At 61.2% G+C, this 20,365-nt stretch carries 22 protein-coding genes and 1 tRNA gene; 16 read left to right on the forward strand and 7 right to left on the reverse strand.

All coding sequences use genetic code 11. The features are described 5' to 3' along the window. Positions 1-37: 37 nt before the first annotated feature. The 3 genes from L1Z78_RS10140 to L1Z78_RS10150 form a co-directional block, all read right to left on the reverse strand. Positions 38-715 (reverse strand): hypothetical protein, encoded by a 678-nt coding sequence (locus L1Z78_RS10140; RefSeq protein ID WP_234641367.1) that lies wholly within the window; start codon positions 713-715, stop codon positions 38-40. A gap of 292 nt (positions 716-1,007) precedes the next feature. After that, positions 1,008-1,457, reverse strand: coding sequence for a hypothetical protein (locus tag L1Z78_RS10145; RefSeq protein ID WP_234641368.1), 450 nt, complete (start codon positions 1,455-1,457; stop codon positions 1,008-1,010). Between the two features lie 79 nt (positions 1,458-1,536). Continuing rightward, a complete protein-coding gene (locus L1Z78_RS10150; RefSeq protein ID WP_234642312.1) occupies positions 1,537-2,022 on the reverse strand; it encodes a hypothetical protein in 486 nt (161 codons plus the stop codon). 268 nt (positions 2,023-2,290) lie between these two features. Here L1Z78_RS10150 and L1Z78_RS10160 point away from each other — a divergent pair, with 268 nt between their 5' ends. Continuing rightward, the gene (locus L1Z78_RS10160) at positions 2,291-3,451 is read left to right on the forward strand and encodes an IS30 family transposase (RefSeq protein ID WP_234641369.1); all 1,161 of its coding nucleotides are present in this window, start codon (positions 2,291-2,293) and stop codon (positions 3,449-3,451) included. A gap of 82 nt (positions 3,452-3,533) precedes the next feature. Here L1Z78_RS10160 and L1Z78_RS28160 read toward each other — a convergent pair whose 3' ends face one another. Next, on the reverse strand, positions 3,534-3,875 hold the full coding sequence (locus tag L1Z78_RS28160; RefSeq protein WP_418921691.1) for a helix-turn-helix domain-containing protein: 342 nt from the start codon (positions 3,873-3,875) through the stop codon (positions 3,534-3,536). A 188-nt stretch (positions 3,876-4,063) separates the two neighbouring features. On the opposite strand from L1Z78_RS28160, the gene L1Z78_RS10165 reads away from it, so the two are divergent. The 14 genes from L1Z78_RS10165 (at position 4,064) to L1Z78_RS10230 (ending at position 15,765) form a co-directional block, all read left to right on the forward strand. Next, positions 4,064-4,432, forward strand: a complete 369-nt coding sequence (locus tag L1Z78_RS10165) for a DUF4177 domain-containing protein (protein WP_234641370.1) — start codon at positions 4,064-4,066, stop codon at positions 4,430-4,432. Between the two features lies 1 nt (position 4,433). Continuing rightward, positions 4,434-4,922, forward strand: a complete 489-nt coding sequence (locus L1Z78_RS10170) for a hypothetical protein (RefSeq protein WP_234641371.1) — start codon at positions 4,434-4,436, stop codon at positions 4,920-4,922. Then, positions 4,919-5,548 carry a hypothetical protein gene (locus L1Z78_RS10175; RefSeq protein ID WP_234641372.1) on the forward strand — a complete coding sequence of 210 codons (630 nt, stop codon included), beginning with the start codon at positions 4,919-4,921 and terminating at the stop codon, positions 5,546-5,548. Before L1Z78_RS10170 ends, L1Z78_RS10175 begins: the two co-directional genes overlap by 4 nt. 135 nt (positions 5,549-5,683) lie before the next feature. Continuing rightward, on the forward strand, positions 5,684-6,073 hold the full coding sequence (locus L1Z78_RS10180; protein ID WP_234641373.1) for a hypothetical protein: 390 nt from the start codon (positions 5,684-5,686) through the stop codon (positions 6,071-6,073). Between the two features lie 36 nt (positions 6,074-6,109). Then, a protein-coding gene (locus L1Z78_RS10185; protein ID WP_234637323.1) for an IS3 family transposase occupies positions 6,110-7,212 on the forward strand; the annotation gives its coding sequence in 2 pieces (ribosomal slippage) (positions 6,110-6,368 and positions 6,368-7,212; 1,104 coding nt in all). Between the two features lie 392 nt (positions 7,213-7,604). Further along, positions 7,605-9,536: a threonine--tRNA ligase gene (thrS, locus tag L1Z78_RS10190; RefSeq protein ID WP_234641374.1), complete on the forward strand. Its 1,932-nt coding sequence runs from the start codon at positions 7,605-7,607 to the stop codon at positions 9,534-9,536. A gap of 79 nt (positions 9,537-9,615) precedes the next feature. Beyond that, a complete protein-coding gene (gene infC, locus L1Z78_RS10195; protein ID WP_234641375.1) occupies positions 9,616-10,233 on the forward strand; it encodes a translation initiation factor IF-3 in 618 nt (205 codons plus the stop codon). Positions 10,234-10,437: 204 nt separating this feature from the next. Next, a complete protein-coding gene (gene rpmI, locus L1Z78_RS10200) occupies positions 10,438-10,641 on the forward strand; it encodes a 50S ribosomal protein L35 (protein ID WP_019428895.1) in 204 nt (67 codons plus the stop codon). Positions 10,642-10,667: 26 nt separating this feature from the next. Then, complete coding sequence (gene rplT / locus L1Z78_RS10205; protein WP_012206412.1) at positions 10,668-11,027, forward strand: 50S ribosomal protein L20; 360 nt, start codon at positions 10,668-10,670, stop codon at positions 11,025-11,027. 110 nt (positions 11,028-11,137) lie between these two features. Next, positions 11,138-12,190 (forward strand): phenylalanine--tRNA ligase subunit alpha, encoded by a 1,053-nt coding sequence (pheS, locus tag L1Z78_RS10210; RefSeq protein ID WP_234641376.1) that lies wholly within the window; start codon positions 11,138-11,140, stop codon positions 12,188-12,190. 75 nt (positions 12,191-12,265) lie between these two features. After that, complete coding sequence (gene pheT, locus L1Z78_RS10215) at positions 12,266-14,713, forward strand: phenylalanine--tRNA ligase subunit beta (protein ID WP_234641377.1); 2,448 nt, start codon at positions 12,266-12,268, stop codon at positions 14,711-14,713. 33 nt (positions 14,714-14,746) lie between these two features. Beyond that, a complete protein-coding gene (locus L1Z78_RS10220) occupies positions 14,747-15,079 on the forward strand; it encodes an integration host factor subunit alpha (protein WP_234641378.1) in 333 nt (110 codons plus the stop codon). A gap of 168 nt (positions 15,080-15,247) precedes the next feature. Next, positions 15,248-15,658 (forward strand): MerR family transcriptional regulator, encoded by a 411-nt coding sequence (locus L1Z78_RS10225; protein ID WP_234642141.1) that lies wholly within the window; start codon positions 15,248-15,250, stop codon positions 15,656-15,658. 30 nt (positions 15,659-15,688) lie between these two features. Further along, a tRNA-Pro gene (locus tag L1Z78_RS10230) sits at positions 15,689-15,765 on the forward strand. A gap of 64 nt (positions 15,766-15,829) precedes the next feature. Here the strand turns inward: L1Z78_RS10230 and L1Z78_RS10235 are convergent. After that, positions 15,830-16,774, reverse strand: coding sequence for an alpha/beta hydrolase (locus tag L1Z78_RS10235; RefSeq protein ID WP_234641379.1), 945 nt, complete (start codon positions 16,772-16,774; stop codon positions 15,830-15,832). 31 nt (positions 16,775-16,805) lie between these two features. Then, positions 16,806-18,269, reverse strand: coding sequence for a flavin-containing monooxygenase (locus tag L1Z78_RS10240; protein ID WP_234641380.1), 1,464 nt, complete (start codon positions 18,267-18,269; stop codon positions 16,806-16,808). A 112-nt stretch (positions 18,270-18,381) separates the two neighbouring features. On the opposite strand from L1Z78_RS10240, the gene L1Z78_RS10245 reads away from it, so the two are divergent. Next, positions 18,382-19,407 (forward strand): AraC family transcriptional regulator, encoded by a 1,026-nt coding sequence (locus tag L1Z78_RS10245; protein WP_234641381.1) that lies wholly within the window; start codon positions 18,382-18,384, stop codon positions 19,405-19,407. 55 nt (positions 19,408-19,462) lie between these two features. Here L1Z78_RS10245 and L1Z78_RS10250 read toward each other — a convergent pair whose 3' ends face one another. Continuing rightward, entirely contained in the window at positions 19,463-20,356 is an 894-nt protein-coding gene (locus L1Z78_RS10250; protein ID WP_234641382.1) for a LysR substrate-binding domain-containing protein, read from the reverse strand. Positions 20,357-20,365 lie beyond the last annotated feature (9 nt).

Genomic DNA, 20,365 nt, shown 5'->3' on the forward strand with positions numbered 1-20,365 from the left:
GCGCAGCTTGCAGCGGTCGCTTGACTGAGGTGTTAGCCTACAGCGCCTCATAGTAGCCAACCAATCCTTTGCAGAACTCTTTTCCAGCAGGAGTCGCTCCGAAGGCACCAAGTTGCTTCTTGAAAACGATGGCTCGTTCGCTCGGATGCAGGTCGTGACGTAGGCTAGGAAATAGTCGATGGTAGAAAACCAATGATTGATATTCGCCGATATGGAACTGATGGAGATGAACATCAATCGACTTGACTAACTTCCACACGACCATTTGTAAGGCTAGAAGTGTATTTCGCGAGAGCTTATCAATTGGAAGTGTTTTGACTTGCTGGCGATCACGCGACGCCTCGATGTCGCGACCAAACGAGTGTGCGACGTTGTTTCGTAAAACCCGAATTTTTTCTAGTGCGGAGATGTTCGATGAGAAGTATTTTGGTGACCTGCCAAAATAACTCTCATAAGCAGCGAGTCGGCTCGACCAGTTACCTTTTGTGCAGGCGATTACTTGCTCTTCAAAGTTGAACGCTTTTGAGTGCCCGTGCTTGAGAATTTGAACGCCATCAATTCTACGAGGCGTTCCGTAAAGAACCCCGACGTCTGACGACAATGCAAGCGGAACCACTGTCGCCAAATAGGTTTCCAAATTCGAGCTTATGGCGACCAAGGTGTTCAAATTTATCCAATTTTCCAAATCGTTATAGCCTTCCGACCAGTCCCGCATGTCATTGAACTGCTCGTACCAAAGTGGTCGGACGAACGGGAAATGCTTGGTTGGCTGATCACTCCAGTTCGCGACCTTCCCGAGGTTCGCATATGTGAATCTTCGGGATGTCTCGAATGCTGTGTACATCCGCAGAAGCTCAACGTTGTGTTTTTTAAAAACACGAAAAACCCAAGTCGATTTCTCTCTTGGCTTCCAACGGTCAAATTGATACGTACTACGCGGCATTGTTCTTGCAGGCTAATGTTTGACGTAAGCGGCGTGCCGTAGGCGCTACCGCTTAAAGGAATGGTTAGGCGCTAGGCAGCCAACCGTCATTTTCTTCACACCAATCGTGGAAGATGATTATTTGCTCAATATCGTAGAGTGCGCGAAACAAATCACCATGGATTTTTCGTTCGCTGAAGTTGGCTATTGAGTGGGCGATCTCGGTGTTGACGAGAAACTCGTGTGCCATATTGTTCCGGTGATCGACGATGCGTTCCAGGAACCCAATGAAATCAGGCCGAAGTCCTCTCTGCCGAAGCTCGTTCTTGGTTTTTCCAAGTGTCCAGAGCTCCATTTCTTCAAGTGGGACGTTGAACTTGCGGGCGAGCAATCCTTTGAGCCCAAACTCCAGGATTTGAGCCTTGCCCATGAATATTGCGTACTGCTCCAACGCGCTCCGATCCTTGTATTGGTCAAGCTTCGCGAAGACCTCTTTCTTGATCTGCTCTGTAGATAGTGCAGCGACTTCAGTCATGTTGCTTTTTCCGTAGCATCAGTAGGTGCCTAACTGTTGAGTTCAGCCGCCGTCGCAGGGGGGCGGCTGCAACGAAATGTTAGGCCAGTTTGATACGCCACATTCCACGATAGCCTTCTTCCAGCCAACTCCCCTCCAAAATAAGTGAACCAGGAAACATGTGGAGGGAAGCCTTCCCCTGAAATCCGACGCCGTGCAACTCAAAATGGCCTTCTCCGTTCGTTGCTCCTTCGTACTGCAACCATCTCTTATACTCGTATTCAACGAGGATTCGATCATCTCCCAGCTTGACTACACACGGATAATTCTCCGATGGATCGTTAGAGTGATAAAGTGTTGTCATGATGCAATTGTTGTAGATCTTCATTAATCCTCCTTTTTGATGGCCTAACTTAATGTAGGCATGGAACATGCCGCAGACCATATCTGGCGCTTGCGGTCTAAATTGGCGCGAAAAGAACGCGGGAAGGAGCTTGTAGCCAAGCTCTTCGGTATTTGTGCTGTTTGAAAATACAGCACTAAATTTAGCCATGAAACCCGCCGCCCCTCCTGTGTTGCGCGCCACACGGTTGCTGGATCAGGTCCGTGAGCGAATTCGTTACAACACTATAGCCTGTGCACCGAACGGGCCTATGTGCAGTGGGTGCGCGTGTTTGTGAAATGGCATGGTTTTCGGCATCGCGCGACGTGGGGTTGCAGTAGGCCGAGGTGTTTCAGGCCATGCAGGCTAATGAGTGACGGCTTTCGGACTTTTAGCTGGATGGCGGCTCAGGGTTGTGAATCAACCGGTCGATGCAACACAATGACTGCACTTGGCGCAAGGAGTGCTGGCCATGAAGCAACGACCACGGATCTACTACACCGAAGCACAGAAGGCGATGATGTGGGATCGCTGGAGCAAGGGCGATACCTTGACCCAGATCGGCAAGCTGTTCGATCGGCCACATACCTCCATTCAGAACATCCTGGCTGCAACCGGCGGCATCCGCCCGCCGGCGCGTCATCGGTCCCGATTGGCCCTGACCCTCGCTGAGCGCGAGGAGATCTCGCGAGCTCTGGCAGCGGGCGAATCCATCCACTGCGTGGCTGCACGCCTGGGACGAGCCGCATCCACCGTCAGCCGTGAGCTTCACGGCAACGGTGGCAAGAGTTGCTACAGGGCGGCTCGGGCCGACGAAGCTGCCTGGGAGCGTGCACACCGTCCCAAGCCTTGCAAGCTGGCGAGCAATCCAGCCCTGGCGCAGATCGTGGCGGGCAAACTGCAGCATCAATGGTCGCTGGAACAGATCGCAGGATGGCTTAAACGGACTTACCCGGGGGAAAGGGACTTGCAGGTGTCGCACGAAGCCATCTATCGCACGCTCTTTGTCCAGACGCGGGGCGCCTTGAAGAAGGAGCTTCTCGAGCATCTGCGGCGCACCAGAGGCATGCGTCGTTCACGGCACTACACGCAGAAGACCAGCATTCATGGCCGAATCGTCGATGCCGTTCCCATTGCTGAACGCCCAGCCTGTATTGAGGACCGAGCCGTGCCGGGGCACTGGGAAGGAGGCCTTCTGTTTGGCGATGCTCACAGCCAGATTGCGATCCTGGTGGAGCGACACACGCGCTACGTGATGCTGGTCAAACTGGTGGACAAAGACTCGTACACCGTGGCTGCAGCATTGGCCAGGCATGCAAGAAGCCTGCCGCAAGAGCTCTATCGCTTCCTGACCTGGGACCGCGGCTCGGAAATGGCAGGACACAAGCGCTTCACCTTGGCAACCGACATCCAGGTCCACTTCTGTGACCCGCACCATCCATGGCAGCGGGGCACCAACGAGAACACGAACGGGTTGCTCAGGCAGTACCTTCCCAAAGGACTTGACCTGTCGGGCTACTCACAAGCGGGTCTGGATGCGATTGCAAGGCAATTGAACCAGCGTCCCAGGAAGACGCTGGGGTTCAGAACACCTGCTGAAATGTTTAATGAGTATGTTGCGTTGACCGGTTGAATCCACCGTCGGAAAGCGTCAGTCGTGCGCCGCTCGGTAGCAGCTGTTCGTACGAGTGCCCATCATGTCAGTGATACGACAGTTAGGCATTCGAGGTTTCTTTCAGCTGGCTAAACCAAGAGGCGATTGTTCGATGGCGAGCTGAAGGACTAAGCATTCTCAGTGCCAAGAGAAGCTCAGCTACCTCGTCATCTTCACAATATAGATAGGCGAGTGGAACACCTAGTACTTCTGCAATCAGCCGCGCTGTCTTCACAGGCGGCTCATGTGTCCCTAACTCATACCTGCTGATGCGGGCACGGCTTGATGACTCATCAATGCCGATTAGCACTCCTATTTTTTCTTGAGGCCACTGCAGGGCTTCACGCCGAGCACGCATGCGGCGTCCTACGACGTTAGATAGCTCCAAGGGTACAGACTTCATGTAGCGAGTTTCGTTACACTGTGGTAGTCTGTCGTCACGAAAAACGTTACATATATAAGTGATTTATTATTTAATATTTTTGAAATTGGTTGGATATATTTTTATTTTCTTAATGATATTTTATGAAAATAAATTTTGGTATTTAAGAATTTGCTTGTGGCTATTTTTATTTTAACATGGAGGATTAGATGGAGTACGAATACAAGGTAATTGACGTGGCCGATGGAGCGATCAGTTCGCTTTTGCTCGGAGAGGGTCGAATCGAAACAGAAGTTTTGGAGGCCTATATCAATGCCATGGCGTCTGAAGGATGGCGCTTGGTGTTCATGGAAAAGGTCATGCAAAGGCATCTCGTCGCTGCAGATAGAGAAACCTTGATGGTCACTTTTGAAAGGAGAGTTCCGGAATCCGAGCGCGTCGCAAGAGCCGCGAGGTGTATTGACGATGTGATTCGTGCAGAAGATGCAGCCAAGCGCAAGGGGCGTGGAGCTGCCGCCGGGGCAGCGGGCATGGTTGCCGCAGGAGCGGTATTGAGCAATCTACTGAGTGAGGAATAAATTGGATCTGAACCAAAAAATTGCCGAGAGAAGGGCGCAATTGCAAAAGGAAGAAGCAGCCCAGGAGGCACGCAAGCGGCAGGAGGTGCTTGAACAGTGGCAAAGGGAGCAAGCCCAAGAGAGGGCGATCAAGGAGTCTGCCGAGAAGGAGGCGGCGCAGAAGATTCAGGAGATCGAGGCCCAACTGCATGGCACCAAGGAGCAAGTATCAACTGATGCAGCTCCCGTGCTGGATGAGCGAGTAAGCCAGGAGGCCAAGAAGAAGGTAGATGCACATATCAGCACACTTGCCAACAAAAGATTCACCAAAGGAGAAAACTGGGCATTTGGTCTCCTAATGCTGGGTACCGTCCTTGGGTTCTTTATTGCGTGGTGGTTTGGCCTGGGAATGCTGATTTGGACTTGCTACTACGTCACCAAGGTCAGCAATCGTCACGAAGCCGAGATCAGGGCCGAGTTGGCACAAGTTAAAGAAGGGAGCAACGAATGAAGAGGGTTTCAACCGCGATCATGCTTGTGGGCATCGTCATGCTCATCCTCGCCTTAGGCAGCGATGTTGCTGTTGATGGTATGGGCGGCAGAAGGATCACAAACAACGGCTTGATGCATGACCGCTTGGTCAACATCATTCTGGGCGTGACCTTGATCCTGGGCGGTCTGCTGCTGAAGCTGTTCGGGGAGAAGCTGTCAGGGCCCTATCTGCAGGCCATTGACCAGTTGCCAGCGAGTGAGTACTTCGCCCGTTGGGCCACGGCCATCCTGTCCTCTGCCTGTGTGTGGGTGCTGTTGCTCATGTATCTCTGGCCCACGACGAGCGTGGCGGCTGCGCTGTTCGCTGCTATGGCTTGGTGTTCGTTCCTTCCGCCGGCGACCTATAAGGTGCTCAAGCGGGTCTGGATGGGCACATTGTTGCTGGCGGTGGGAATGGCGGCCTGGCACTTGATCGCCTTGTTCAGCACAGGTGTCAACGCGTTAACGCTGGGGTTGATATCGGAGGGGGTCTCTCTGATAGGAACGGGACGGTTGCTGCCTTTATTTGCCGTAATGCTCGGAGTGCCTTTGCTGGTGTCAATCGGAGGTGTCACTTTGTCTGCAATCAAGTCAAAGAGAAATTGATTGGCCATGTTTCTTGTGCTAACCATTCGAAGGGGATTTGCTGACTGAATAAGAGTAGCTGTTTAGTTGTTTCCTTGTTGGCCCACCCTGGAGAAATCCTCGGCGGGCTTTATTTTTCTAACAGAAAGGAGTTTTATGCGCGTTTATGCGGATTCCCTATCTATTCATGAAGCCTGCGGCCAAGCCCGGTGCACCGAGCTGGATAACTTGATCAGCCTGCGTATTAAAGAGTTGGCCGAATATGAGGTGGATGACCTGTCCAGTCTCATCAAAATCCTGGTTCTGGCGCCCAGCGACGCATTGACTACTGTTGATGCGGAACTGGGTTTTTCACTTCTTGGTCGCCATTGCGATGTCGCCGAAAGCCATCGGGAATGGTTCGAGCTGACTCTGGTGCTCAGTGATGACGGCTTCGGTGTCGTGATCTACGTGCCCAAACATGCGGATCTTGATCCCCTGCTCACGGCCTATTGCGCCAGCCAAGTGAGGGCCAGATTGACCTGCCCGGTTTCTCCGAGACATTGATTTCTAGGAAGATGGCTCCCGCCCGGAGAGGAGCCGATGAAGAAGAGTCGATTTTCAGAAGAGCAAATGGTCACGATCCTGCGCGAAGCAGATCGAACGACGGTGGCCGAGGCCGCCAAGAAGCACAAGGTCAGCGAAGCCACCATCTATGCCTGGCGCAAACACTTCGGCCAGATGGAAGCGGCCGACGTCAAGCGTCTGAAGGCCCTGGAGCTTGAGAACAGCCGGCTGAAGAAGCTTCTTGCCGAGCGAGATCTGGACCTCGAGATTCTCAAGGAGATCAACGCAAAAAAATGGTGAGCCCGTTGGCTCGGCGCGAGCAACTGGCCTTCGTGCGCGCACGTGGCTTGAGTCTGCGCCGCGCCTGCGGGCTCATCGGCATGTCACGCGCCACGCCCAGTTACGAGTTGCGCTTGCCCGCCAAGGATGCGCCGGTGCTTGCGGCGATGAAGGAACTGTCGGCCATGTATCCGCGCTACGGCTATCGCCGCATTCGCGTATTCCTGCGTCGCAAGGGCTTCGAGCTGAGTTGGTCTCGCACGCACAGGCTGTGGCGTCAGGCGGGCCTGCTGGTGCCCCGGAAACGGCCGCGCAAGCGCATCGCATCGCTGCGCCCGCGCATCCACACGCCGTTCAAGGCCAACATGGTCTGGGCCTATGACTTCGTCTTCGACACCACGGCCAGCGGTCAGCAGATCAAGTGCCTGACCGTGGTGGACGAATACACCCGGGAGTGCCTGGCCATCGACGTGGCTGGGGCCATCCGTTCCAAGCGCGTGATCGAGGTGCTTTCGCGGCTGGTCAGCCTGCACGGGGCGCCGCTGTTCATGCGCTCGGACAATGGCCCCGAGTTCGTCAGCCAGGCGATCCTGGAGTGGATCTCAGCCTCGGGCATTGCCACCGTGCTCAACGATCCCGGCAAGCCCTGGCAGAACGGCACCGACGAAAGCTTCAACGGCAAGTTCCGCGACGAGTGTCTGTCCATCGAGTGGTTCCGTTCGCGCCGCGAAGCCGCTGCCCTGATCGAAGCCTGGCGCAATCACTACAACGAGGTACGTCCCCACAGCAGCCTGCAATACTTGACCCCGGCAGAGTTCAAACTCGAACTCCGCAAAGAACCGCAACCCGCCGTCTTCTAGGAAAAACTGTCTCGACTAAACCGAGCAGGTCAGCGGCTCGTCCAGCGTCAAGGCACTGACCGGCTCGACGGAAGAGGAGCAGTTCCACTGAAGCGCGGCTGCAGTGAGTCGAACTTCAGGTAGATAGGGGTGAGAAAGCGTCCGGAGCCTTGTGCTTCGGGCGCTTTTTCTTTGCTGGGGTTAAAATGGCGCGAGTTTTCAACTGACAAGGGCGAGAAAGGCAATGCTGGTTATGACACCGCGAACTACATCGGAGATGTACACCGGCCGCTAGCGGCTGGCGGTTCGCGCCTGCACGAGACTGACTCGACCTTCAAAAAGCGCGGACCCGGCTCCGCGCTTTTTTGCTTTTTGGGGGATGGCGCGCCCCCTCGAAATATCTTAGGAATCCCATGATCCACATTACGCTTCCCGATGGTTCGCAACGCGAGTACCCCGGCCCGGTCACCGTGGCCGAGGTGGCCGCATCGATCGGCTCCGGCCTGGCCAAGGCTGCGCTGGCCGGCAAGGTCGGCACGGGCGACGAGGCCAAGGTGGTGGACACCAGCTACGTTCTCGACAAGGACCAGCCCCTGTCCATCGTGACGGCCAAGGATGCCGACGGCCTGGAAGTCATCCGCCATTCGACGGCCCACCTGCTGGCCTATGCGGTCAAGGAGCTGTTTCCCGACGCCCAGGTCACGATCGGCCCGGTGATCGAGAACGGCTTCTACTACGACTTCTCGTACAAGCGTCCCTTCACGCCCGAGGATCTGGTCGCCATCGAAAAGCGCATGGCCGAACTGGCCGCCAAGGACGAGCCCGTGGTGCGCCGCGTGCTGCCGCGCGATGAGGCCGTGGCCTACTTCAAGGGCATCGGCGAGAATTACAAGGCCGAGATCATCGCCAGCATCCCCTCGAACGAAGACGTGAGCCTGTACCGCGAGGGCAGCTTCGAGGACCTGTGCCGCGGCCCCCACGTGCCCAGCACGGGCAAGCTCAGGTTCTTCAAGCTCATGAAGGTGGCGGGCGCCTACTGGCGCGGTGACCATCGCAACGAGATGCTGCAGCGTGTTTACGGCACGGCCTGGGCGACCAAGGACGACCTCCAGCAGTACCTGCACATGCTGGAGGAGGCGGAAAAGCGCGACCACCGCAAGCTGGGACGCGAACTGGACCTGTTCCACATCGACGAGCACTCGCCCGGCACCGTGTTCTGGCATCCCAAGGGCTGGTCGCTGTGGCAGGAGGTCGAGCAGTACATGCGCCGTGTGTACCGCGACAACGGCTACCAGGAGGTCAAGGGCCCGCAGATCCTGGACAAGACGCTGTGGGAGAAGACCGGCCACTGGGACAAGTACCGTGAGAACATGTTCGTCACGGAATCGGAAAAGCGCGACTACGCGCTCAAGCCGATGAACTGTCCCGGCCACATCCTCATCTTCAAGCAGGGCATCAAGAGCTATCGCGACCTGCCGCTGCGCTATGGCGAATTCGGCCAGTGCCACCGCAACGAGCCCACGGGGGGGCTGCACGGCATCATGCGCGTGCGCGGCTTCACGCAGGATGATGGTCACGTCTTCTGCACGGAAGACCAGATCCAGCCCGAAGTGCTGGCCTTCACCACGCTGCTGCAAAAGGTCTACAAGGACTTCGGCTTTACCGACATCATCTACAAGGTCGCGACCCGGCCCGAGGCACGCATCGGCTCCGACGAGATCTGGGACAAGGCCGAGGCCGCGCTGATCAACAGCCTGGAGGCTTCGGGCTGCGAATACGTGATCTCCCCCGGTGACGGTGCGTTCTATGGCCCCAAGATCGAGTACACGCTCAAAGACGCCATCGGTCGTCAGTGGCAGTGCGGCACGATCCAGGTGGATTTCTCCATGCCCGAGCGTCTCGATGCGGAATACGTGGGCGAGGATGGCGAGCGCCATCGTCCCGTGATGCTGCACCGTGCCATCGTCGGCAGCCTGGAGCGCTTCATCGGCATCCTGATCGAGCAGCACGCCGGTGCCATGCCCCTGTGGCTGGCTCCCGTGCAGGTCGCGGTGCTCAATATCACCGACGCCCAGGCGGACTATGTGCGCGAAGTGGCGCAAAAGCTGCAAAAAGCATTGCCGAATCAAGGCCTTAGGGTGGTGACTGATCTGCGCAACGAAAAGATTACGTATAAAATACGGGAGCATTCGTTGCAAAAGCTGCCTTACATCCTCGTCGCCGGCGACAAGGAGAAGGCGGCCGGAGCAGTGGCAGTGCGCGCACGGGGCAACAAGGACCTGGGCGTGATGTCCGTGGACGAGTTCGTACAGCTCGTCAGCGCCGACATCGCGGCCAAGGCCTGAGGGCCCTGATCGCAGGCGTGGATCGCTTGCGTGCGCGGCACGCAAGCGGCTACGCTGTTGTAGCAACTAATTTCCAAGGGTGAGAACCATAGCTACTGAATTTCGTGATCGGCGCCACCGTGAAGAGCGCAAGCATCGCCTCAACCGTGAAATCATGGCGCCTGAAGTGCGTCTGTCTGGCCCTGACAACGAGCCGCTGGGTATCGTCCCCCTGCAGGAAGCCCTGCGCATGGCGGGCGAACTGGACGTGGACCTGGTGGAAATCGCCGCCACGGCAACCCCGCCTGTCTGCCGCCTGATGGACTACGGCAAGTTCAAGTACCTTGAGCAGAAGAAGGCTGCCGAAGCCAAGGCCAAGCAGACCGTCATCGAAATCAAGGAAGTGAAATTCCGCCCCGGTACCGACGACGGGGACTACAACATCAAGCTGCGCAACATCCGCCGTTTCCTGGCCGATGGCGACAAGTGCAAGATCACGCTGCGTTTCCGCGGCCGTGAAATCACGCACCAGCAGCTGGGTCTGGACCTGCTCAATCGTCTGCGTGACGATCTGGCGGACTCCATCCAGGTGGAGCAGTTCCCCAAGCTGGAAGGCCGCCAGATGGTGATGATGATCGCCCCGGCCCGCAAGAAGCCCGCAGCGGGCGGCAAGCCGGCAGAGGTTTCTGCTGCACCTGCGGCGGCCGATAAGGCATAATCTCGGTTTCGCCCCTTTGCGGGGGGGTGATGAAATCTGCGCTGCCAGGACGAGTCGATCTTCCTGGTGGAGCAATGCAAGGGACATGGTTGCCATGTCCCTTGTTCTTGCCGGCCCTGGTGCCGGCTCAGAAGTGTCTCGGGGCCAGCAAGTGCGCGCAGTGTTGCGAGCCGCCTCACGAGCACAAACAACAGGAGCATTCACATGCCCAAAATGAAGACCAAGAGCAGCGCGAAGAAGCGTTTTCGCGTTCGTCCCGGTGGCACCGTCAAGCGCGGTCAAGCCTTCAAGCGTCACATCCTGACCAAGAAGACCACCAAGAACAAGCGTCACCTGCGTGGTGCAGTGGCTGTGCATGAGACCAACATGGGTCACATTGCTCAGATGCTGCCGATGGCTGGCCTGTAATTCACTGACGAACAAGGAGAAAACACATGCCTCGCGTCAAACGTGGTGTAACGGCCCGCGCCCGTCACAAGAAAGTTCTGGCCCTGTCCAAGGGTTTCCGCGGTCGCCGCGGCAATGTCTTCCGCATCGCCAAGCAGGCGGTGATGAAGGCCGGGCAATATGCCTACCGTGACCGCCGTGCCAAGAAGCGCGTGTTCCGCCGTCTGTGGATCGCCCGTATCAACGCCGCTGCACGTGAACTGGGCCTGACCTACAGCCAGTTCGCCAACGGCCTGAAGAAGGCAGCCATCGAGATCGACCGCAAGATGCTGGCCGATATCGCGGTGCACGACAAGGCTGCTTTCAGCAGCATCGTTGATCAAGTCAAGGCCAAGCTGGCTGCTTGAGATAACGGTCTGCGGTCATCCTCGTGATGGCTTGCAGCGCAAACAGCAAGGGCTAGGGCTTGAAAAGGCTGCTAGCCCTTGTTTCTTTTCACAGTCGATAAAGAGTCGATATGAACGAGTTGGATTCTCTGGTCGAGAGCGCGCAGCAGCTGTTCGCGCAGGCACAAACCCCCGCCGATCTGGAAAACGCCAAGGCGCAGTTTCTGGGCAAGTCGGGCAAGGTGACCGAGCTCATGAAGGGCATGGCGCAGCTTTCCGTCGAAGAGAAGAAATCGCGCGGTGCTGCCATCAACGTGGCAAAGCAGGGGATCGAGGCCGCACTGACGGCACGCCGCAAGGCCCTGGCCGACGCAGAGCTGCAGGCCCACCTCAAGGCCGAGGTGCTGGATGTGACGCTGCCGGGCCGTCGCCGCGGGCAGGGCGGTCTGCATCCCGTATCGCTGACGCTGGAGCGCATCGAAGGCATCTTCGGCTCCATGGGCTTCGATGTGGCCGAAGGCCCCGAGATCGAGTCCGACTGGTTCAATTTCACGGCGCTGAACACGCCGGAGGACCACCCCGCCCGCTCCATGCACGACACCTTCTATGTGGAAGGCGGCACGCAGCAGGCCCCCAATCTGCTGCGCACGCACACCAGCCCGATGCAGGTGCGCCATGCCGTGCAGCATGTCAAGAAATACCGTGAGCGCCTCGATGCCGGCCAGGACATGCCCGAGATCCGCGTGATCGCGCCGGGCCGTACCTACCGCGTGGACAGCGATGCCACCCACTCCCCGATGTTCCACCAGTGCGAAGGCCTGTGGATCGGCGAGAACGTCAGCTTCAAGGACCTGAAGGTCGTCTTCACGGATTTCTGCAAGACCTTCTTCGAGAGCGACGACCTGGTGCTGCGCTTTCGCCCCAGCTTCTTCCCCTTCACCGAGCCCAGCGCCGAGATCGACATCCAGTTCCAGAGCGGCCCGCTGGCCGGCCGCTGGCTGGAAGTGGCCGGTTCGGGCCAGGTGCACCCCAACGTGGTGCGCAACATGGGTCTGGATCCTGAAAAGTACATCGGCTTCGCCTTTGGCATGGGCCCCGACCGCCTGACCATGCTGCGCTACGGCGTCAATGACCTGCGCCTGTTCTTCGACGGCGACATCCGCTTTCTGTCGCAATTCCGTTGATCCGGCTGCAAGCCTTCGCCAAAGGGTCCGCCGGCGCCACGGCGCGCGGACCGAACCAACGCCAAAGAGTCTGATATGCAATTTCCCGAATCCTGGCTGCGCGAGTTCTGCAATCCGCCGCTGACCACCCAAGAGCTGGCCGACACCCTGACCATGGCCGGTCTGGAGGTGGAGGAACTGGAGCCCGTGGCACCGCCGTTCACCAAGATCGTCGTCGGCGAGATCAAGGCCGCCCAGCAGCATCCCGATGCCGACCGCCTGCGTGTCTGCCAGGTCGACGTCGGTGGCCCCGAGCTGCTGACCATCGTCTGCGGCGCGCCCAACGCGCGCGTGGGCATCCGCGTGCCCTGCGCCATGGTGGGGGCCGAGCTGCCTCCCGGTGAGGACGGCAAGCCTTTCCTGATCAAGGTCGGCAAGCTGCGCGGGGTGGAGAGCTTCGGCATGCTGTGCTCGGCACGCGAGCTCAAGCTGTCCGAGGACCACGGCGGCCTGATGGAGCTGCCGCCGGACGCGCCCCTGGGTCGGAACATCCGCGAGTACCTGAACCTGGACGACACGCTGTTCACGCTCAAGCTCACGCCCAACCTGGCGCATTGCCTGAGCGTCTATGGCGTGGCACGCGAATTGGCTGCGCTGACCGGCGCGCCGCTCAAGCCCCAGTCGTTCACGCCTGTCGCCGTGGGCGTGCAGGACAGGCTGGCCGTGAGGATCGAGGCGCCCGACCTGTGCGGCCGCTTTTCGGGCCGCGTGGTGCGCAACGTCAACACCCAGGCGAAAACGCCGCAGTGGATGGTCGATCGCCTGGCGCGCTGCGGCCAGCGCAGCGTGGCGCCGCTGGTGGACATCTCCAACTATGTGATGTTCGAGCTGGGCCGTCCCTCCCACATCTTCGATCTGGACAAGATCCACGGCGGCCTGCAGGTGCGCTGGGGTAAGGAAGGCGAGCAGCTCAAGCTGCTCAACGGCAACACCGTCACCGTGGATGGACAGGTGGGCGTGATCGCCGATGACCGCGAAGTCGAGTCGCTGGCCGGCATCATGGGCGGCGATGCCACTGCCGTGTCCGACGACACGCGCCACATCTACATCGAGGCCGCGTTCTGGTGGCCCAAGTCCATCGCCGGCCGTTCGCGCCGCTTCAATTTCTCCACCGATGCGGGCCACCGCTTCGAGCGCGGCGTGGATCCCGAGCTCACGGTCGAGCACATCGAACGCATCACCGAGCTGGTGCTGCAGATCTGCGGCACCTCCGAGACCGTCTGCGGTCCCGTCGACGACCAGAAGGCCGACATGCCCGTGGCCAGGCCCGTCACGCTGCGCGTCGCGCGCGCAGCCAAGGTCATCGGCATGCCGCTGACGCAGCAGCAATGCCATGACGCGCTGGCCGGCCTGGGCCTGCCGGTGGAGCCGGGCGACGGCGTGCTGACCGTCACGCCGCCGAGCTTCCGCTTCGACCTGAACATCGAGGAAGACCTGATCGAGGAAGTGGCGCGCATGGTGGGCTATGAAAAGCTGCCCACCACCAAGCCGCTGGCGCCCATCGCGCCCAAGCTGCGCGCGGAGAATCGCCGCAGCCAGTTCGCCGTGCGCCGTGCGCTGGCCGATCTGGGTTACCAGGAAACCATCAACTTCAGCTTCGTGGAAGCCGCATGGGAGAAGGACCTGGCCGGCAACGCGGATCCGATTCAGCTGCTCAATCCGATTGCCAGCCAGCTCAGCGTCATGCGCTCCAGCCTCATCGGCTCGCTGATGCAGGTGCTCAAGTTCAATGCCGACCGCAAGGCCGAGCGCGTGCGCGTGTTCGAGCTGGGCCGTGTCTTCCTGAAGGACGAAAGCGTCGTGGACAGTGACACCACGGTCAAGGGCTTTCGCCAGCCCATGCGCGTGGCGGGCCTGGCCTGGGGTGCTGCCGAGCAACTGCAATGGGGCCGCGGCGAGGCCCGCGTCGACTTCTACGACGTCAAGGGCGATGTCGAGGCGCTGCTGGCGCCGCGCAAGCCCGTGTTCGAACCGGCCGAGCATCCGGCCATGCACCCGGGCCGCTGCGCGCGCGTGCTGCTCGATGGCCAGTCCATCGGCTTCATCGGCGAGCTGCATCCCCAGTGGCGCCAGCAATGGGACCTGGCCCAGGCGCCCGTGCTGTTCGAGCTGGAACTGGACGCCGTGCTGGCACGCGAAGTGCCGGTGTTCAAGCCTGTGGCCAAGCACCAGGCCGTGGAGCGTGACATCGCCGTGGTCGTGAACGAGAAAACCACGCATGCCCAACTGATGCAGGCCATCGAGGCGGCCCGGATCGGCGGTCTGCTGCGCTCCGCCGTGCTGTTCGATGTCTTCCGCCCCAAGGCGCTCAAGGCTGGAGAAACCGCAGCGCCCGGTGCGCTGGCCCAGGACGAAAAGAGCCTGGCCGTGCGCCTGACGCTGGGCAGCGACGACAGCTCGCTGACCGATGTGCAGATCGAGCAGGCCGTGCAGGCCGTGATCGAGCAGTTGACGCAGCGCCTGGGCGCACGCCTGCGCGCATGATGGAAGGACCGTGCCGTGAAAGGAGATCCTGTGATGGAACTGACGGTGGAAAGTCTTGATTCGCCCGCGCTCACCAAGGCGCAACTGGCCGATCTGCTGTTCGACGAGATCGGCCTGAACAAGCGCGAGTCCAAGGAGATGGTGGATGCCTTCTTCGAACTGATCTCGCAAAGCCTGGTCGAGGGCGAGGATGTGAAGCTGTCGGGTTTCGGCAATTTCCAGATCCGCACCAAGGCGCCCCGCCCGGGGCGCAATCCGCGCACGGGGGAGGCGATTCCCATCGAGGCACGCCGTGTTGTCACCTTCCATGCCAGCAGCAAGCTCAAGGAGCAGATCCAGGAAGGGACGGCGGGTCCGCAGGCCTGAGCCGGGTCCGGCGCAGCTGTCACCAGCCTGTCTGCCTTGCCGCGGATGGGCTGTTTTTACGACAGGGCACTGGCCTGACGGCGGGCTGTGCAGTAGGCTCGGCCTTCTCCCTGGATCGGCGGCCACGTGCCGCAGGCGCCGCCTGTCCTGACCTCATCCGCATTTGCCATGGCTTCACCTTTGCCCCAGATTCCCGCCAAGCGCTACTTCACCATCGGTGAGGTGGCGGATCTGTGCGACGTCAAGCCGCACGTGCTGCGCTACTGGGAGCAGGAATTCACGCAGCTGCGGCCCATGAAGCGCCGGGGCAACCGCCGCTATTACCAGCACCACGAAGTGCTGATGATCCGGCGCATACGGGAGCTGCTCTATGAACAGGGCTTCACCATCAACGGTGCGCGCAACCGGCTGCGCGAGACGTCGGCGGCGGTGGCAGTGCCTGCGCTGCAGGCGGGTGCCGTGGCGGTGGAGCCTGCCATGCCGTCGCTGCTGGCGGGCGATGGCGCAGCCTGTGCCACGCTGGGTCCTGAAGCCGTTCGTGAAGAGCTTTTGCAGATTCGTTCGCTGCTTTCTATTTGAGAGCAGAAAACTGTATATAATCTAAGTCTTCGGCGTGTAGCGCAGCCTGGTAGCGCACTTGCATGGGGTGCAAGGGGTCGCGAGTTCGAATCCCGCCACGCCGACCACGATAGACGACGGACCACAGCTTCTGGCTGTGGTCCGTTTTTCTTTGTCCTGGCAGCAGCCGCGTCAGTCCTTGTGCCTCAACAGTGCGCCGAAGCGATCGATGCTGCGCGTGATGATGGCCTGCGCACCGGGCGACCAGCGGCCCATGTCGAAGAAGCCATGGATCATCCCGGGCCCCTCGATCAGTTCGGCATGGCTGCCCGCTGCGCGCAGTGCCTCGGCGTAGGCCGCTCCCTGGTCGCGCAGCGGATCGAACTCGGCGGTCACGACCACGGCCGGGGGCAGGTTCGCCAGGCTTGGGGATTGCAGCGGCGCCAGGCGCGGATCCATCGGGTCCGCCCAGGTGCCCGCGTAATGGTTGTAGAACCAGGCCATGGTCTCGGCTTCGAGGAAGTAGCCCGTGGCGTTCTGCTCGGCGCTGGGATATGTGGCGGCCGCGTGGTCCACCGCAGGATAGATCAGGAACTGCGCGGCCAGCGGTGTGTCCGTGTCGCGCAGCTGTTGCGCCACCACGGCGCAGAAGTTGCCTCCCGCGCTGTCGCCCGCCACGGCCACGGTGGCGGTGCCTCCCAGCTCATGGGAATGGGCTGCGATCCACCGCGTGGCGGCCACGGCGTCTTCGATGCCTGCCGGAAAGGGGTGTTCGGGTGCGAGGCGGTAGTCCACGGACACCACCACGACCTGCGCGCCGCGGCAGATCTCGCGGCACATGTTGTCGTGCGTGTCCAGGCTGCCGAGGACGTAGCCGCCCCCGTGGAAGTAGGCCACGGTGGGCAAGGGGCCCGCGCCTTCGGGCCGGTAGATGCGCGCCGGGACAGGACCCTGCGCGCCGGGCACGGTGGTGTCCTGCACGCTGGCAACGGCGATGCGCTGCCCGGGCGCCAGCGAGCCTGCGGTCAGCGCCAGATAGCCTGCACGCCCTTCTTCGGGAGTGCCATCTGCGGTGGGCTTATGGTTGGCGGCGGCCAGCATTTGCAGCACGCCGGCGAGATGCGGGTCCAGAGGCATGGGTGAAGTCTCCTGAGGGGGATGAAGGGGGTCAGCGGTAGGCCAGTGCCTCGTCCTGCGGGGACGCGGCAGGCAGGGCGACGCGTTCTTCGGCATGTTCCAGGTCGTGCCTCCAGGGGTGGCGGTCGCCCTGGCCATACATGGCCGCTTGCGCGCGCATCACATAGCCTGCGTTGAAGTTGTCTCCGTCGACCCACGGCAGGCGCTGCATGCCGGCGTCGGCGCCGGGCACGGTGGGTTGCACCACCCTGTGGCCTTGCTCGCGCATATGTGCGATCAGGCGACACACCCAGTCGCACACGAGGTCGCTGCGCAGGGTCCAGCTGGAGCGGAAGTAGCCCTGCGTGTAGGCCATGTTGGGGATGCCCTCGATCATCATGCCGCGGTAGGTGACGCGCTCGCGCCAATCCACCGGTGCGCCATCCACACTGAACGGAATGCCGCCGAACAGCTTCATGTGAAAGCCCGTGGCCGTGACGATGATGTCGGCATCCAGCCGCTCACCGCCGGTCAGCTGGATGCCGTGTTCGTCGAAGCGCTCGATGGTGTCCGTCACCACCGAGGCCTTGCCGCTGCGGATGGCCTGGAACAGGTCGCCATCGGGCACGTTGGCGATGCGCTGCTGCCAGGGGCGGTAGCGCGGGTTGAAGTGCCTGTCCACGTCGAACCCTTCGGGCAGCCGCGCCCGGGCTTCACCGATGAGCAAGGCCCGCAGTTCCTCGGGATACGAGAAGGACATGCGCACCACCGCGTCGGTCTTGGCGATGAAGGCACGGCGCAGGATTTCGTGGAACCACTCCTCGGGCAGGTCCAGTGGCCGCAACTGGGCCTCCAGCGGGTGCTCCCAGGGCTCGGTCGCGAAAAAGGTGGGCGAGCGCTGCAGCATGGTCACGTGCGCCACGCCATCCGCCAGGCTGGGGATCAGCGTGGCGGCCGTGGCCCCGGAACCGATGACCACGACACGCTTGCCCGCGCAGTCCAGGTCCTGTGGCCAGTGCTGCGGATGTACCACCTGCCCGCGGAAGTCCTTGAGGGTGGGCCAGGCGGGCGTATAGCCCTGGCCGTGGTCGTAGTAGCCTGCGCACAGCCAGAGGAAGCTGGTGGTGAAGGTCTGCACCTCCTGCGAGCCGGCACGGCTGACTTGCAGCGTCCAGCACCTGTCTTCGTTCGACCAGTGCGCGGCCTGCACCTTGTGGCCATGGCGGATCAGCGGTGCCAGCCCGTTTTCCTCGACCACTTGCTCCAGGTAGTCGCGAATCTCGCCGGCGGTGGCGATGGCGCGGCCGCGCCAGGGCTTGAAACCATAGCCGTAGGTGAACAGGTCGCTGTCCGAACGTGCGCCCGGGTAGCGGTGCGTCCACCACGTGCCGCCGACGCCCTCCATGGCCTCCAGGACAGCGAGGCTGGCGTCCGCGAAGCGCTGACGCAGGTGGCTGGCGGCGCCGATGCCGGAAATACCGGCACCGACGATGAGGAAGTCGAAATGCTCTGCCATGGGCTTGTCTCCTGGCTGTGGATGTGCGTCCCATGCTAGGCCTAACCCTCTGGCGATACTTGTGTTTGCGCGACAGTATTTTGATCTTGTGCGACACACAGGAAATACCCCGATGACCGTGGATCCTCCCGCCGTGAACCTTGTCCGCGCCGCCTCTCTGGCCGGCTTCGTGGAGCTGGTTCAGGCGCAGGGGGGGGATGCCGTCGCCATCCTGGGCAGTTGCGGTCTGGGCATGGATGATCTCGGCGACCCCGAGCGCTACCTGCCTGGCCATGCCGTGGCCCAGGCGATCGAGGAGGCCGCCCGGGCCCTGGACATGCGCGACTTCGGCCTGCGCCTGTGCGCGCGGCAGGGCGTCGAGACGCTGGGTCTGCTGGGCCTCGTCATCCAGTCTGCCTCCACCGTGCGCGACGGGATGATCCAGGGGGGTAAGTACGTCCACTTCCACAACCCCACGCTGGGCTACCGCACCTTCATGACACCGGACGGGCGGAGGGAATGCGTGGAGGTGTTCCAGCGATCGGCATCCATGCCCAGCCTGCCTCAGGTGACCGAGTTGTGCGTGGCCTACATGTGCCGCCTGGTCGATGTGCTTTCCGGGGGCAGCATTCGCCCTGCGGGCATCCATCTGCGCCATGCGCCCGTCGGCAGCGGCGCGCAGTACAGGCGGCACCTGGGGATGCTGCCGGTGTTCCATGCCCCGTTCGACGGCATCTCCATCGAGCCTCTGGCCTGGCGTCAACCCATGCCGGGCCACAACCGGCTGCTGCAGCAGTTCTTGGAGCGTTTCCTGCTGGGGACGTCCGGCGGGCCTGGTGCCGATACCGGCGAGCAGGTGCAGAGCCTTCTGGACAACCTGGTCCGCGCAGGCATGGCCGATCTGGGCACGGTGGCCCGGATGCTGGGCCTGCACACACGGACCTTGCAGCGGCGCTTGCAGGCGCAAGGCATCGTTTTCGAAGCACTGCGGGACGGCGCACGCAGGGCCTGGGCCGGCCAGTTGCTGGCGCAGCCCGGCCTGAGCCTGGGGCAGATCGCCCAGTTGCTGGGGTATGCGGACCAGTCCGTGCTGACACGCGCCTGCCAGCGCTGGTTCGGTCGCGCACCACGGCAGTTACGCAGCGGCGGCACGCCATGAGAGAGGCGGTGCGTCCGCCCCGTTGGCGATAGGCATGGGCGCATGCGGCCGCCGGTCAATGGGTCGCACAAATCTCCAAAAGCCACTGCCTGAAGGCGGCCAGGGCGGGCAGGGTGCTGTTTCTCTGCGGATAGACCAGGTAGTAGCTGCGCTGGCTGGCGATGGCATCGCCCACCACGCTCAACTCGCCGCGTGCGATCTCGTCCTCCACCAGCACGCGGGGCACCAGGCCGACGCCCATGCCGGCGAGCACGGCCTGTATGAGGTGGGAGGTGAGCTCGAAGCTCGGCCCCACCCGCATCTGCCGGTGGTCGAGGCGGTAGTGGGTGAACCATTCGCTCCAGGCCTGGCGGTTGCTGGCCACGGTCAGCAGGACTTGCCGGGTGGCCCACTGCGGCGAGGCGGGCTGCTGCGGCTCGTGTGCCTGCGGGCTGGCGACGGCGACCAGGAACTCGTGGTAGAGGCGGTGGACGACCAGTTCGGGCCAGTCTCCCGCGCCGACGGTGATCGCGGCATCGATCTCTGCCGTATCGAAGTTGATCTCGCCGATCCTGGAATGGATGTGCATGGTGACGCCGGGATGGGCTTGGTAGAAGCCATGCAGATGGGGTAGCAGCCACTTGGAGCCGAAGGTGGGCAGTGTGGCCAGGTTGAGCGTGCCTGCGCTGGTCTGGTGGGACATGACCTGCAAGGTGGCGCTGCGTATGCGCCCCAGTGCGGCACCCAGGTCGACGGAGTAGCGGCGGCCCGCGTCGGTCAGCCGCACGGTGCGGCCTTCGCGGCGGAACAGCGCAATGCCCAGCTGCGCCTCCAGCGTCTGGACCTGGCGGCTGATGGCACTCTGGCTGAGCGACAGTTCCTCGGCGGCGCGCGCATAGCTCTCATGGCGGGCTGCAGCCTCGAAGACCAGCAGCAAGGACATGGAAGGGGTCAGGCGGCGGTAATTCATGAGTTTTTT

The sequence above is a fragment of the Delftia tsuruhatensis genome (assembly GCF_903815225.1).
In the GTDB taxonomy this organism is placed as follows: domain Bacteria; phylum Pseudomonadota; class Gammaproteobacteria; order Burkholderiales; family Burkholderiaceae_C; genus Comamonas; species Comamonas tsuruhatensis_A.

Bases quoted from the DNA above. Each gene is read 5' to 3' on its own strand.
- thrS (WP_234641374.1), top strand. From the start codon at position 7,605: ATGATCCACATTACGCTTCCCGATGGTTCGCAACGCGAGTACCCCGGC.
- L1Z78_RS10250 (WP_234641382.1), bottom strand. From the start codon at position 20,356: ATGAATTACCGCCGCCTGACCCCTTCCATGTCCTTGCTGCTGGTCTTC.
- L1Z78_RS10225 (WP_234642141.1), top strand. From the start codon at position 15,248: ATGGCTTCACCTTTGCCCCAGATTCCCGCCAAGCGCTACTTCACCATC.
- rplT (WP_012206412.1), top strand. From the start codon at position 10,668: ATGCCTCGCGTCAAACGTGGTGTAACGGCCCGCGCCCGTCACAAGAAA.
- L1Z78_RS10240 (WP_234641380.1), bottom strand. From the start codon at position 18,269: ATGGCAGAGCATTTCGACTTCCTCATCGTCGGTGCCGGTATTTCCGGC.
- L1Z78_RS10165 (WP_234641370.1), top strand. From the start codon at position 4,064: ATGGAGTACGAATACAAGGTAATTGACGTGGCCGATGGAGCGATCAGT.
- rpmI (WP_019428895.1), top strand. From the start codon at position 10,438: ATGCCCAAAATGAAGACCAAGAGCAGCGCGAAGAAGCGTTTTCGCGTT.
- L1Z78_RS28160 (WP_418921691.1), bottom strand. From the start codon at position 3,875: ATGAAGTCTGTACCCTTGGAGCTATCTAACGTCGTAGGACGCCGCATG.
- L1Z78_RS10160 (WP_234641369.1), top strand. From the start codon at position 2,291: ATGAAGCAACGACCACGGATCTACTACACCGAAGCACAGAAGGCGATG.
- L1Z78_RS10145 (WP_234641368.1), bottom strand. From the start codon at position 1,457: ATGACTGAAGTCGCTGCACTATCTACAGAGCAGATCAAGAAAGAGGTC.
- L1Z78_RS10245 (WP_234641381.1), top strand. From the start codon at position 18,382: ATGACCGTGGATCCTCCCGCCGTGAACCTTGTCCGCGCCGCCTCTCTG.
- L1Z78_RS10180 (WP_234641373.1), top strand. From the start codon at position 5,684: ATGCGCGTTTATGCGGATTCCCTATCTATTCATGAAGCCTGCGGCCAA.
- L1Z78_RS10140 (WP_234641367.1), bottom strand. From the start codon at position 715: ATGCGGGACTGGTCGGAAGGCTATAACGATTTGGAAAATTGGATAAAT.
- pheT (WP_234641377.1), top strand. From the start codon at position 12,266: ATGCAATTTCCCGAATCCTGGCTGCGCGAGTTCTGCAATCCGCCGCTG.
- L1Z78_RS10220 (WP_234641378.1), top strand. From the start codon at position 14,747: ATGGAACTGACGGTGGAAAGTCTTGATTCGCCCGCGCTCACCAAGGCG.
- L1Z78_RS10175 (WP_234641372.1), top strand. From the start codon at position 4,919: ATGAAGAGGGTTTCAACCGCGATCATGCTTGTGGGCATCGTCATGCTC.
- L1Z78_RS10235 (WP_234641379.1), bottom strand. From the start codon at position 16,774: ATGCCTCTGGACCCGCATCTCGCCGGCGTGCTGCAAATGCTGGCCGCC.
- pheS (WP_234641376.1), top strand. From the start codon at position 11,138: ATGAACGAGTTGGATTCTCTGGTCGAGAGCGCGCAGCAGCTGTTCGCG.